At 40.4% G+C, this 14,074-nt stretch carries 10 protein-coding genes; all 10 read right to left on the bottom strand.

The annotated features are described in order from the left end of the window. Positions 1–29: 29 nt before the first annotated feature. The 10 genes from VSQ61_RS07195 to VSQ61_RS07150 all read right to left on the bottom strand — a co-directional run bounded on the left by VSQ61_RS07195 (position 30) and on the right by VSQ61_RS07150 (position 14,069). A complete protein-coding gene (locus VSQ61_RS07195; RefSeq protein WP_334343764.1) occupies positions 30–1,220 on the bottom strand; it encodes a polysaccharide deacetylase family protein in 1,191 nt (396 codons plus the stop codon). A 36-nt stretch (positions 1,221–1,256) separates the two neighbouring features. Further along, positions 1,257–2,339, bottom strand: a complete 1,083-nt coding sequence (locus VSQ61_RS07190; RefSeq protein ID WP_334343763.1) for a glycosyltransferase family 4 protein — start codon at positions 2,337–2,339, stop codon at positions 1,257–1,259. After that, the gene (locus VSQ61_RS07185; protein WP_334343762.1) at positions 2,336–3,850 is read right to left on the bottom strand and encodes a BCCT family transporter; all 1,515 of its coding nucleotides are present in this window, start codon (positions 3,848–3,850) and stop codon (positions 2,336–2,338) included. Before VSQ61_RS07185 ends, VSQ61_RS07190 begins: the two co-directional genes overlap by 4 nt. Positions 3,851–3,872: 22 nt before the next feature. Then, a complete protein-coding gene (locus VSQ61_RS07180) occupies positions 3,873–5,054 on the bottom strand; it encodes a hypothetical protein (RefSeq protein WP_334343761.1) in 1,182 nt (393 codons plus the stop codon). 86 nt (positions 5,055–5,140) lie between these two features. Next, positions 5,141–6,214 (bottom strand): glycosyltransferase family 4 protein, encoded by a 1,074-nt coding sequence (locus VSQ61_RS07175; protein ID WP_334343760.1) that lies wholly within the window; start codon positions 6,212–6,214, stop codon positions 5,141–5,143. Between the two features lie 38 nt (positions 6,215–6,252). Beyond that, complete coding sequence (locus VSQ61_RS07170) at positions 6,253–7,590, bottom strand: phenylacetate--CoA ligase family protein (protein ID WP_334343759.1); 1,338 nt, start codon at positions 7,588–7,590, stop codon at positions 6,253–6,255. Continuing rightward, positions 7,568–9,712: a bi-domain-containing oxidoreductase gene (locus tag VSQ61_RS07165; RefSeq protein ID WP_334343757.1), complete on the bottom strand. Its 2,145-nt coding sequence runs from the start codon at positions 9,710–9,712 to the stop codon at positions 7,568–7,570. The genes VSQ61_RS07170 and VSQ61_RS07165 overlap by 23 nt, the downstream gene beginning before the upstream one ends. A 39-nt stretch (positions 9,713–9,751) precedes the next feature. Then, complete coding sequence (locus VSQ61_RS07160) at positions 9,752–10,972, bottom strand: nucleotide sugar dehydrogenase (RefSeq protein ID WP_334343756.1); 1,221 nt, start codon at positions 10,970–10,972, stop codon at positions 9,752–9,754. A gap of 128 nt (positions 10,973–11,100) precedes the next feature. Continuing rightward, positions 11,101–12,822 carry a heparinase II/III domain-containing protein gene (locus VSQ61_RS07155; RefSeq protein ID WP_334343755.1) on the bottom strand — a complete coding sequence of 574 codons (1,722 nt, stop codon included), beginning with the start codon at positions 12,820–12,822 and terminating at the stop codon, positions 11,101–11,103. Continuing rightward, positions 12,819–14,069, bottom strand: a complete 1,251-nt coding sequence (locus VSQ61_RS07150; protein WP_334343754.1) for a glycosyltransferase family 4 protein — start codon at positions 14,067–14,069, stop codon at positions 12,819–12,821. The genes VSQ61_RS07155 and VSQ61_RS07150 overlap by 4 nt, the downstream gene beginning before the upstream one ends. Between the last annotated feature and the right edge of the window lie 5 nt (positions 14,070–14,074).

Genomic DNA, 14,074 nt, shown 5'->3' with positions numbered 1-14,074 from the left:
CTTATTGTTTACTATTAGTAAATCAAGTCTTACTCTTTGATAATTTCAAACTTTCCTTTTATTACAGGTAAATTCGTTATATGAAAATCATCTTTTTGAGATAACAGAAACTTTTCATCTCCTCGTCTTAAATACCATTTAAACTCAGGATCTAGATCGTAAATCTTTATCCAAATTTCCCTATCAAGTACATTTTTCAAAAGTTTTTCATCTATTTCCAATTGAATTGCGTCTCCTTGCACTTGTAGATCAACTGCAGAATATATCCGAAAGTAATCATTTATTTCTTTGCATGTTGCATACCATATATCATACTTTTTTACATAATCTAATATATATTGTATATTTTTAATATCATCTATAATATTCGGGGACTGCCTTTCTTTATCTTCCCGAATCGGAGATGTATGTGATTGAATTGATAATATCTGTCCTCTGGATACAAGCAAATCAATGATAGATTCCAGTGTTATTTGATATTTAACGCAATAATACAAAGCTTTCATATACTTTCTTGTTAAAAGATACCGTATCTTTTTAAGTGAAAATAAGCTTCCATCAATTGTGGATGGAATGTCCACTGTCTCACCAAAAAAGCCTAGCTCTAAAGATTCCTCTCCTCTATCTAAACCTTTTATTATATCTGCATCCCAATGTCTGCACCAATAATCAAAATGACTTTTTATAATAGATTCGTCAGAAAATCTGTTTCGTGCATAGCCACAGTATTTTCCTCCCCAAAATTTCTGTCCTGTTACTTTTTGATATAATTTCTGTCCTTTTTGTATTGTCTGCACTGCTTCTGATATATCAGAAAAAGTATCCCACTCTTGAATAAATCCATTTTCTGTGATTTCCCCATGAGTGAAGCCATGGTATGACAATTCAAATCTTTCATCATTTGCTACTTCATTAACAAATTTTATAAATTCGTCATTGGCATCTACTGGTAAGGTTATGTTTTTTTTACCGTTACGAATAAAATCTTCCCTTCTCCCTACTACGAGAAAGCATGTCATCTTAGCATAAGGATATTTTTCAAAAATATTTCTTTGAACAAAATCATACCAGGAATTCTTTTTTTTACATCTCCCTCCCCAATCAGCTCCTATATAAGCACCATCTTTCTTATCTATCATATACTTATTAGCAAGATCATCCATCATAATAACTAATGGTGCCTGTTTTCCATACTTCCATTTACATTTATCGATTTTCATCTGTGCAGTTCCTTATATATTTTATTTTTTCTTCTCTTAAATGCTTTCCAAAAAATTCTGCCATTCTGAATATATTTTTTGAGGGTTAAATATTTTCGCACGATCTTTCATTTTTACACTGATTTCTTTACGTCTATCTTGAGAAAGCTTTAATATCTTAAGCATCCCTTCTGCCAATGCTTTTTCATCAGAACAGGGGACCAAAAATTCGGAAAGCTGCTGTGAAAATAACATTTCCGGTCCTCCTATGGGACAATTCGTTGATATAGATGGAATTCCTACTGCCATGGCTTCCATCAAAGCATTTGGCATGCCTTCAAAATCAGATGGGAGAACAAATAAAGAGGCTCTGGTAAGTATGTCCTCTACATTTGTCACCTCTCCTGCAAAGATTACTCTATTTTCTATTCCTAATTCGACACTCATCTGCTTCAATGTATCTCTCAATGCCCCGTCTCCATACAGTATCAAATTATATTCCGCAATACTGCTGCATATTTCAGCAAACGCCTTTAATAATAACGCATGATTTTTTTGCTTTTCCAGCCTCCCCACACAGATTATTGTTTTTTCGTTTCCCTGCCACCTGGCCTTGAAAAAACTTTCATTTACAGGATTATTTATAACCTTTGAATGTAGATTAATTTTTCTGGTAAAATAAGCGCCTACCTTATCTGTTTGAAATACATATCCATCAGCAAGAGAATATATACCATTCATAAGGCATCGCCATACTCCCTTGCCATATTCCTTATAAGGATCATTGCGCACAGATACTACCTTTTTACACGGCAATCCTATCGTACTTAAAAGCATTCGAATGTTCGGAAGTCCCATAAAAGAAAGCACAATATCCGGATTATGCTCTATCATACATTTTCGCAGTTTTTTTATCCTGCGCCAATTTTTAACTATGGCATTCCCATACTCTTCCCCTATTACAATACGATTTATCTCTTTGTCTATTGGATATTCGGCATTATTCTCCCGGTTTATCACATCTGTCACTAGAAGAACCTCATATTTTTCCTCAAAAAAGTAATTGACAAGGTTTGCCATAACCCTTTCTGCTCCGCCAGGCCGCAAAACACTCCCTATATAAAACACAATTTTTTTCATTGCTTATTCCAATATTCTTCTTCCTTTTTAAGCATTTTTATGGTTGATGCAATTACAATAAACATAACAACAGCCAGCGGAAGTCCCACTAGAATTGCTAATACCTGTACAGCATTAAATCCTCCTACCTGTAACAATACAAATGTAATCAAACATGCCATACCAGCCCCAAAAATTCTTACCCATCTTGGTGCCCTGTCTTCTGCTGATATGTGTATTGTTGTTGTTTCTGCCGCAACAAAGGAACTGGAATCTACAGTCGTTGCCATAAATACAAATACCAAAATTGCCACAAGAATCATCATCATTTTAGAGGCAGGCATATTCTCCAAAATATAAAGAATAGCTGCCGGTTGTCCCTCTTGATTCAAAACTGTTGCAATATCTATACCGCTCTGCTGAAGTTTAATCGCATAGTTTCCCAATGTAGACATAGCCACCCAACATCCCAGACTACAAAACACCATCTGCCCAATAGCAACCTCTCGTAACGTTCTGCCCTTGGAAATCCTGGCATTAAATACTCCCATAAGCGGCATATACACAATCAGCCATGCCCAATACCATACAGTCCAGCTTCCAACAAAAACACCATCTCCATAAGGATCTGTATAAGTTGCCATACGTACAAAATTCTGAATATAAAGGCCAAGCGTATTAATTTCTGCTTGGAATAGTTTTAATATTCCTCCCAAAAATCCCACAAATATCATAAATGCAAATGCCAATGAAACATTGATATTACTAAGATTTTTAATGCCTTTTGAAAGACCAAGATATGTGCTTGTTCCAAAAATCAATACCCATATAAGCAAAATTATTGCTTGAATATTTGTTACATACTGATCTGATATTCCAAAAATATTTTGAAAAAGAAGGGTCAGCAACGGCATTCCAAGTCCCATAGAGGTAACAGGTGCAACAACTGCGCCAAAAATACCCAAAATATCAACAGCAATACCTGCCAAACCTTTGCTGTGCCTGCCAAGCACTGATTCACAGGCATTTCCAAGCGAAAGGCTATTCCTTCCTTTATTGTAAAGCATATATCCAATTGCTACAGATGCAGGAACATAAAGTGTCCATGCATTAAATCCCCAATGATAATGAGAATACATTTCCGCATATTCATATGCTTGTACAGAAAAAGGCGATATTTGAAATGGAGGTGCAGATGAATAATAAATTGTTTCTATAAATCCAAATACAATTAATCCAGCACTGCAACTTGTAGTAAACATCATTGCAATCCAAGAAATTCTCCCAAACTCTGGTTTGCAATCATGGCCGCCAAGCCTAATCTTACCTTTTGGACTCGCAATTAGCCATATAGAAAAAACAAAAGCAACCAAATTTGCCAGGACAAAAAACCACCCAAATTTTTTGGACATAAACGAATAAACTGAGTCAACTGTATTTTGAACACCTGTAATATTTATACTGACACTCAATAGAACTGCAAAAATAATTATTACAGTTGCTCCAAATCTTACTTTATCTATCTTTTTCATAGAACTCTTAACTCCCACATATTCATCTCACCATACCTGGAATACCCAGCTTTGCAAATAGCGGCTTTGCATCGCCTTTCGCATAATATTGATAGCTGGAGGACGATATAATTTCAGTTATGGCTTGACGCAATGACATTTTTTTGTTTAGAACTAACCGAATATTTGCAAACGTCAATACAGAATAGAAGCTACTCTTCCCTGCTTTTATATATAGTTCCGGCTTTTCTCCTGTCAGCTCTGCAGCATATTCTGGTGCAATATAACGTCCTGAGGGTGTTTCATTATAGCTTAAATCGCAGGTTCTATAGTTCATCTCATTTAAATAAAATTTTCCGTTGTTTAAATAAAATGCCTCGCCGACAAAGCATCCCTGGAACTTTATACTCTTTATAAATTCGCATACTTTGTGTACAAATTCTTTTTCAATACAGTCTTCAAGTTTTAAATATTGAATATACATATAATCATTTGTGCCAATACTGCTTTTATGCAAATATCTGCATATTCCCGGAACTACAGTCTTTGTGCCTGCCGCATATCCATGTATTGAAAACTCGTATTGATAATCCAGGTATTCCTGTAATAAAATATCTTTGTAATCGAGTGCCTTAAATTTATTTAATGCATTTAAGAGTTCGTTTTTTGTATGGCATATTTCAATGTCTGACTTTTTTCCATGCGCACTTTCTCTTGGCTTCAGTATACAAGGCAAGGGATATTTTGATATGTCTATAGGTTGAGTTGAACTTGAAATATCAATAATAAATGTTTCCGCAACATCAAGCTGTCCCATTTCTTTTATTTTCTTATATGTGTTATATTTATCCAGATAATAATGTATACCTTCGTCACTGCCATTGATATTGGAAACAAAAAATTTATCTGAAAGTTCCTCTGTATGTCTGTCAAGCATCTCACATGCAACGTCGCTTGTTGTTATAATAATAGGTTTACACTTTTCATTCCCAAGGTATTTTAATAAGAACTGTATGACTTCTGTTTCAATGGAATCAGAAGGCGGAAACACTTTATATCTTTTCGTATATTTACTTGCAAGAACTACTCTTGTATTAGATTTCTGCTCTTTACTATCTCTTTCTATCAACAATACAAAAGGAATTTGGCCGCATTCTCCAAATTCCCTTACAATTCCCAGACCATTGCGGCCTCCATCTCCAACAATAATTACATCATTAATCAAATTTAACCTCTTTCCTTACAATAAAACGGCTTTCATATTTCCTACTGCATTTAAATGATATTATCTTATCTCCAGCCTTATTGTTTTTATAGTATATTCTGATATATAGTGTAAATTCTCTTCATTACACTGCTTCTTGAATAAAATTTTTTTACTTTTTGAATATTCCATTCTCCCATAATAGCTCTGGTCTGAAAAGATTCCATATGTTTAATTGCATTTATAATCCCCAAACTATCTTCTTTTTGTATAATGCATCCTCCCTTTTCTTCAATCATATCTCGATTTGCCCCTACATCTGTCGTTATTATGGGGATCCCTCGAGCCATAGCTTCTAATAGTGCCCGAGAAAATCCTTCCGTATAGGATGGAAGTATAAAAATATCAGCTTTATCTAATAATTCTTTTACTTTATCTAATGATACAGCTCCCAGTAACAATACATTTTCTTTACTTTTTTTTAAAATTTCTTCTTTTGAATAGTCTTCTGTAACAGGGCCAGCTAAAAGAAACTTTATATTTGGATAATTGTATGCTGTTTGCAACAACTCATCAATTCCTTTTGTCTTTCTTACATGCCCAATATATATTATAGTATTGATTTTTTCATTGTAAGTTCTCTGCCCGACTATAAAGTCATCTTTAATAAAATTAGGAACAACTTCATAATCACCTTTTTGTAAATGTTCTAAATAATTTAAGGAACTTGAGTTCAAAACTAATACTGTAGATGAAAGTTTCACCATATTCTTAAAAAATAACTTTTTCACCCTTCCAGTTCTCATTTGATCTGGTATATTACAATGACAATGAAGTACACATGGTTTTTTATGCAGTTTTATGAAAAAAATGCTAATCAAATCACGAATAACTCCAGTCTGAGAACATGCCGTATTTAAGTGAACAATATCCGGAGAAAATGTCTTAAGCTCTTTATTAATTTTATGCCATATATCAAAACATCTTTTAGCTTCATCGTATATGTTCCATGAATCACTCGCAGTTAATGCTCTTTTTCCTACCATCGATTCATTAACTATTTTCGTTTTATATCCCTTTTTTCTACAATACTGTAAATATTCCTCTGTCCAAGTTGCAATCCCGCCAACCGGAGGCGGAACTGCTGAAATAAGAAGCACTTTTATATCGTCTTTCTCCATAGGCCTCTCCTAGTATATTTAACATAACTTTATCTGTTTTACGTAACAATCAACCGAAACTTCCCATTCTTCCCTTTCTCCAAACTTTCAGGATAAACAAACTTATATTTCATACTTTCCCCTACAACATCCTTCAGCCTTCGCAAAAGCACCTGTTCATCTGCCTGTGTATACCCTTCCAGCCTTATCACCCTTATCTCCAGCTCATCCTTCGACCTTTGAACGACCTGTGCCTCCGCCATGTGACTCACCTTCGCAAATATCTCCTCATCAAACTCAACAGCAGTCACTTTTGTTCCCTGGTTTGTTGTGACAAACTCACTGTCTCTTCCATGCAGTGATTTTACGATTCTAAACTTACCGTCCTGCTTATCCGAAAGTTCCGCATAATCTCCTGTGCCGTATCTGATCAGAGGCATACGATAATAATGAAGCGGAGTCCCTACAATCGAACAATCCGTTTCATTTTCTATAAATTCCACATAACAAAAATCCTCATCTACACGAATTGTTCCATCCAGGCCTTGTGAAAAATTAGCCGATCCTTCTGTCAAACCGTAATGCTGATAAACCTTAGTTCCGAAAGCTTCCTCCAGTAATTTCTTCTGCGTATCATACATATTTTCCGCACCGATTGTTACATATTTCATCGGAATCTTAATCCCGCTTTTCACAAGCCAATAAGCCATATCCGCCAGCTTTGAAGTGTAACCATGAAGCCATTTAACCTTCATCAGCCCCTCTGCATAATCCCTCACCGTTTTTTCATTCAGATGATAAGGACTAAAAAAAAGTCTGTGCTCTGCATGATCATACCTCCAATAAGGCGGCTTCTTCTGGCTAATAGGCACAACAAGCTTACTGGCAAATTCCCCACACCATTCGCCTCTTGCTATTCCAAGATTGTTGCGATATCTCCACCATACCGCCCATTGCTCTGACTGCTCATTTAGTGTGGTGTAGTAAGTCAGCGATTTGCCTGTCGTACCCCCTGTAAGGTGTATAAATGTTTTCGACGGCAACTTCGCCGTTGAAATAAACTCTTGAATATGATCCTTTAATACATCTTTTGTGATAATCGGCAAAACCGCCAGTTCATCTGCATGCTGGAATTTGTAGGGATTAAAGCCACATTCGTCAAATTCCTTTTTGTAATAAGGAACTGTCTCATAAGCATGTACAACCAGCTTCCGCAAACGCTTATCCTGATATACTTTTACCTGCTCCAGACTATATCTTCCTGTCTTTTTATACTGCTCCAGCTTCTTCTCAAAATAAGCGCTATAGCGCTTTCTTCTGGTTAATTCTCCCTGTACTGTACAGGCAAGATTCTGTCCTGCTATCGGAAATTTGTTATATACTTTCATTGCATCCATTTTTATATTTCTCCAATTCTTTGATTAACAACTTGTGACTTACAAATACATCTCTGATGATCCTGTTCTTCCTCTTCCCGTTCACCACATCAAAGATATACCGATACTCATCCCCAATTCCCTTATCTTGCTTAAGCTTCGTTTCCTTCTTCTTACTGCTCCCATACTTTGAAAGCCCCACATAATTATCCATCACATACACAGAGCCATTGCTAAACACCCGCAGTTGCTCCTTTGGGTACTTCTTACTGCCCATGGAAGTATAAAGAACCGTCCCCACAGCGCCGGAAGCAAAGCGGAGGCTGATAATCGCATTATCCTTTTTGGGATAAGCCGGATTTGCCGCAAAAGACAAATTCACTTCCACCAGTTCACTCCCATCCAGACTCTGAATGGTATCTATAAAATGCACAGCCTCCCCGATAATTCGCCCGCCTCCTTTGCTCTCATCCTGAGTCCAGTGCTCTGGCGGAATATACCCGGCATTGGCAATATAGTCATACACTGCCGGGATTTTATCGGTCTGGAGCTCTTTTTTAATCTCTTTGATCAAAGGTGCATGCCTCCGGTTCAACCCACAGAACAATTCTCCGGTGCTCTTCCTATAAGCCCCCTCAATCCGTTCCAGTTCCTCCAAAGTCAGACACAGCGGCTTTTCTACATAGACATTCTTACCGGCTGACAACGCCTCTACAATAAATTTTGCATGACTGTTATGCTGGGTAGAAATAGCAATTAAATCAATATCTGCATCCTCCAGCAGCTTCCGATAATCATTGGTGGTATAATCAAAAGGAAATACCTCATTTGCCTGTGCAGAAGCAATTCCTCCAGTAGTAGCCAGCCCCTTAAAATGATACAGACCGCCTGCCCGCATCACCGGAAGCATGGTAGTCCTGGCAAACAATCCTGCACCTATTAAGCCAAGGTTAAGCTGTTTCTTATCTGCAATCCTTTTATTTACAGCTTCCTCATTCTTTACCACACTGTCCCATTTTGCCGCATTTTCCTCATATTTTAAAACAACGCCAATATACTTTTCCTGCCTCGGATTTTTCGTAATCATTTCATAGGCCGTTGCCGCATCCGAAAACGGAAGTGTATGAGTAATCAAATCAGTTATAGTCAGCCGCTTTGTGGCAAGCAGACGCAGAAATTCTTCTACATTCCGCCCCTCTGTAAACCTCACATATCCAATAGGATAATCAACTCCGTCCTCCTCATAGCTGCTGTCGTACCGCCCCGGTCCATAGGATCTGGCTATCTTAAAGCTAAGCTCTTTTTGATAAAACGGCCTGCGGTCAAGCTCCATCCTGGTCACGCCAATCATACAGATCGTCCCGCGGTCCCTGGTGATTTCTTCTGCCAGATCAATTGGTGCATTGGAATCCGCTGCCGCTGTGATAATCACTTTATCCACGCCTCTGCCCTGTGTCAGAGAACGTGCCAGCTCTGCTGCATGATCATCTGTAGAATTGACAAATGCCTTCAATCTGGTATCCGGCAATGTCTTATCTGCCACATCAAATCCAATCACATCACATCCATACGCATCCAGAATTCTCGCCGTGATATGTCCAAGCAGGCCTAATCCCACAACCGCAACACTCTCACCCGGAACAACTTCTGCCTGGTGGATGCCCTCTAAAGCAATGCCGCCCAATGCGGAAAATGCCGCCTGTCTCAGATCCTCTACTTCATCCGGGACCTTAACCACCAGATTTTTCCCAACTCGGTTCACTTCGCTGTGATAGGCCTGTCCTACAGCCGCAACCGTATCTCCTACGGCAACCTCTGTCACACCTTTTCCAATCTCCACAATCCTGCCTACAGCCGTATAGCCCATAGGCATCGGATCCTTTAATCTTCCAAAGGCTGCTTCTACTGTTGTGAGAATGCCGTCCGTAGACATTTTCTCCGTAACCTTTTTCACCTGATCCGGCCGTTCCATGGCTTTCTGAATCAGATTCTTTCCGCCGAAGGATGTAAGGGAGCGCTCGGTTCCTGCGCTGACCACCGAATATAATGTTTCAATAATAACCGTATTTTCTTTTACTGTAGGCGCCGGTGTTTCTGCAACATTCACGGAGCCGTCGCTGACCGATAAAAATAGCTGTTTCAAAGTTCTAATCCTCTCCATAAAAGCTTCGTAAAATACAATTTATAACTGATAAACCTTATCAAGCCCACAGATATGCCGCGTATCCAACACAACCTTCCCTCTAAGCTTATCCATATTCTCCTTAATCTCCTTGTGCCCCACCATAACAACCACCATATCCACCCCATCCAGAAATTCTTCCAGACTGTGATACTGGTTCGGCACCATATCTTCCGAAATCAACGGGTCATAAACCTTAAGCCCCGAAGCCAGATGCCGTTCCTGAGATTCCAGAAGCTGCAACGTCGGAGATTCCCGCATATCATCCACATCCTCCTTATAAGTCAGCCCATACAGTCCAACCCGTGCTGCATCTGTGATTCCATTTTCCTTCATAATCTCATAGATACGGTTCAGCACAAAATCCGGCATCCCGTCATTGGTCTTCATGGATTCGTCAATAACCTTTGCCAGGCTTGGGTAATCTCCCACCAGAAACCACGGATCCACGGAGATACAATGACCTCCCACACCCGGCCCCGGCTGTAAAATATTCACTCTGGGGTGCATATTGCAGATGCGGATAATCTCATACACATCCATGTTGTCATGCCGGCATATTTTTGCCAGCTCATTTGCAAATGCAATGTTGACCGCACGGTATGTATTTTCCACCACCTTTGTCATCTCCGCTGTCCGGATATCTGTTACCACAATTTCACCCTGACAGAAGGAAGCGTAGATGGATTTTATTTTCTCTCCTATTACCTTGTCATCTGCTCCGATGGTACGGTTATTATGAATCAATTCATAAACCATATTTCCCGGAATAATCCGCTCCGGCGCATGGACAAGATGTACATCCGCACCCATCACCTTCCCGGCCTCTTCCATTGCCGGCCTCACAAATTTGTCCAGTGTCCCGGGGGAAACAGTGGATTCAATGACGATAACAGCCCCTTTCGGAGCTTTCTTTAATACATCCTTCACCGCCACCGCTACATAGCAGGCATCAACCTTTTTGGAAAACTTATCATAAGGCGTGGGAACCGAAACAATATAGGTGTCCGTCACCTGGTACTCTGTTGTAAATCGAATACCAGACTCCACAGCATTTTTAAACAGCTCGTCCAAACCGTCCTCTTTAAAGGTGGTGTGCCCTGCATTCAGCGTTTCCACCAGCCTTTCGTTGTAATCCGTGCCGATAACCTCTATTCCATGGGATGCCAGCATCAAGGCCGTAGGCAGTCCAATATATCCCAATCCGATTACATTAACCATTTGTTTCTCACTCTCCTGTCACTTTCTTAAAACCGCCCCCTGCGGACAAGGGAATACTCACCTTGTTCACGGAGAACAACCACCGCATGAAATCCTGCCCTGGAATTTCGGATGCATCTGGTGGATGCTTATCTATCAGCAAACGTATGAAGGCTTATTTCTATTTCAAGCTTCAGCTGAACCCTGCCTTCAAATTGCGCCCGGATCTCCAGAACCTCTTTTTTTTGATATTCCCCGAAATCCTCCGCATAATTTGTCATCGTTCCTTCTTTGTGAATCAGATAGTCGCACTTCGCAGGAAGCTTAATAACAGCCCGAACCGCTTCCCCCTCCAGAACCGCTATCTTCTTCCCATCCCGTTTATAGCAATATCCCGGCGCAAGATGAAGAAAAACTCTGGCCATATGCCTTTCCTTATCACAGGCTCCGATATCATCCCTTATCACAAGAACATTTTCATTTTCCTTCTTCCACCTCAGGCTTCTTCGGAAGAAATCTCCCCGGAAGCTTTGGAACCGGCCTGTCAGCATGCCGCCTCCTGCCTCCCCCTTCACCTTTCTTATCCGTCTCGCCGCCCTGTGCTCTCCCCACAGCTCCGACTGCTCCCGGTCATCAATCATGACCGTATTGTGAGCCGCCGTACTGCGGAAAAAGGAGCGAAGCCCTCCCTGGTACTGTCCCGTACCGGAGTTGACAAATAAGGGCTTTCCACAGACACTTAATTCAAAGCTAAGACAGTCATTATGGGCATGTCCGCCCATGTAAGATGGGCCGATCTCACCGCAGTCAAAAAGAAGTGTCGTATCTCCGTGGACAAGTTTATAGTAACCGGAGACCTCAAAGCCTTCGTATGGGCAGACTGCTGCGCTGTTTGTACAATATCTCGTTACAGCCTGAAGCAAGGCATCCCTGTTCTTGCTCACATTATTTCCGGCATCATTAAAAAGAGGCGTTCTCTCAAACCCCTCTTCCAGCTTCCTCATTGCTGATGCCATCATCAAAATTGCAGGAACAAGCTTTTCTGCATCCGCCCTGTGCCCTGTGCTGTTTAATGCCGCATGCACACGCAGAATATCTTCCAGAATTATTTTGTGATACATAAGGCTTCTTTCAAAATGAAGCCCGTCGCTTAGAATCTGTTCCTCTATCTCCTTTAGTAACAGGTCAAAATATTTATGATAGATATCTGTCTCTTGAAACAGGAGACTGGATATCACGACAGCTTTTAAATTTTCAAAATAGTGATTTGCAAGAAGCGCCTTCTCCTGCATCCCTATGAGATATTTGTATTGCTGATAAAGAGACGTCATCATTTCTGACTCTAGCTTTGTATTTCGAAGCTTTTCTCTCAACAACTCCATACAAATCAACAGATTGGGAATCCGCATGGATATGGTATAGGGCTCAAAGCTGTCATTGGAGGATTGCTTTAACCATCCCTCCATGAACTCCTTCCATTTTAAAAAATAGGCCTCTTCTCCTGTATCACTGTATTTCACTGCCAATGGAATCAAAAATTCCAGGTAATGAAGATTGTAGTTCCATAAATGAGAAGCATTCAGAACCCTCCATTCCTTTTCTATCCTGTGAGACTCGTGAAGAAGTTCAACCTCATTGCACAGCAGCTTGTCCTTAGGAAATCTCTGCAAATAATCGGGATCACAGTCTAGTTCCGGAATAAGAAGATTCATCTCACTCCAATTCTTCGGCCTCTGCAGTGCTTTTACGCTGTCCAGATATTTCCTTCTCCTGCCCCTGCATATCCGATTTTCTATCTGATGTCTTATCTGGACCGGTTTCAGATTTTTTACCGTATTCCAGTACAGCCATGTCTTTTCTATCCCGTTCATCCGAACAATACCTCAAGCATTCGATCTGTCAGAACCTCCACACTATGATTCGCCTTGATATATTCCCGGCCTCTGATGCCGTACTGCTGCCGCTCCGTTTCCGGCAAATGATACAGATACGCAATCTTCCGAGCCAAATCCTCTGCGTCATAGGGCTCGAACATCATTCCGCCTCCGCTCACGGCTACCTCGTCATCCTTATACAGAAAGCCATATAGGGTACATGCGCCCGAATACAGATATTCATTTACCTTATTCTTTGAAACGCCGTATTTGTAAACCTCTTTGTGCCCCTCCACCTCCAAATGCGCCATGCAGATATGAGAGTGGGAAATCAGCGCCGGCACGGCTTCCTTGGGGATCCTGCCATATACCAGGGCATTGTGAAGATGATTTTCTCTGATATATTTCTCCATTCCTTCCTTCTCCTGACCGGATCCTACAAAGACCATTTTGACAGGCAGCCCCTTTGACTCCAATATTTTAAGCGCCTCCAGCATCACATAGACGCCCTCGTAAGTCATGTAATAGCCTGCAAAGGAACACACAAAGGAATCTCTGATAAATTCCTGCACCTCCTTCGGCAGCAATTCTGTCTTTTCACGGTTTTCATCAAACCTTAAGCAATCCATAGGCTGCCCTATTAAGTACACCATGCTACGCGGAATCCCTAATTCTCCACAAATGTATTTATCTCCATGAAACATGGAATAAATAATGCGATCCGCATGCTTAAATGCCCATTTCTGAATCATGCCAAAAAATATCACCATGGGATCCATAGCCTTTTTGTCGCCGCTGACTACCCAGATTCTCGGCCAGAAGTCCCGAACCTCCGCAACAAAACGGGCCTTGTATTTCCTGGCTGCCCGGTATGCCGCAATCCAGGCCAGAGGATGCACAGAACAGCCGGTCACAACGTCCGGCTTTCCATAGCGTCTTGCAATAATGCCTTCATATTTCATAACTTTATTCATAAAATCAAGCATATTTTTGGCGCGTCCAAGTCCGCCGTTGGATTCATAACTGCTTGTTTTTAAATAAATATAGTGAACATGCTCTGCCAGCTCGCTGACCTTTACCGGTTTTTCCGAAATATAACTGTGTGTAAAATGGCAGAAGCCTGATGCAATGACAACTACATGGTATCCCCGCCGTCCCAACTCCTTTGCAAAATCGTATTGGCGGGAAATTCCTCCGTATATTGGTTCCGATGAATAATGATCAATAATCCATATGGTCTGCAATTTTT

This window comes from Candidatus Merdisoma sp. JLR.KK006 (assembly GCF_036941035.1).
Taxonomy (GTDB): Bacteria; Bacillota; Clostridia; order Lachnospirales; family Lachnospiraceae; genus Laedolimicola.
Note: the sequence above shows the minus strand (reverse complement) of the source record. Positions and strands in the feature narration are given on the sequence as shown.

Coding starts and splice junctions, on each gene's coding strand:
- VSQ61_RS07195 (WP_334343764.1), bottom strand. CDS start 1,220: ATGAAAATCGATAAATGTAAATGGAAGTATGGAAAACAGGCACCATTA.
- VSQ61_RS07190 (WP_334343763.1), bottom strand. CDS start 2,339: ATGAAAAAAATTGTGTTTTATATAGGGAGTGTTTTGCGGCCTGGCGGA.
- VSQ61_RS07185 (WP_334343762.1), bottom strand. CDS start 3,850: ATGAAAAAGATAGATAAAGTAAGATTTGGAGCAACTGTAATAATTATT.
- VSQ61_RS07175 (WP_334343760.1), bottom strand. CDS start 6,214: ATGGAGAAAGACGATATAAAAGTGCTTCTTATTTCAGCAGTTCCGCCT.
- VSQ61_RS07170 (WP_334343759.1), bottom strand. CDS start 7,590: ATGGATGCAATGAAAGTATATAACAAATTTCCGATAGCAGGACAGAAT.
- VSQ61_RS07160 (WP_334343756.1), bottom strand. CDS start 10,972: ATGGTTAATGTAATCGGATTGGGATATATTGGACTGCCTACGGCCTTG.
- VSQ61_RS07155 (WP_334343755.1), bottom strand. CDS start 12,822: ATGAACGGGATAGAAAAGACATGGCTGTACTGGAATACGGTAAAAAAT.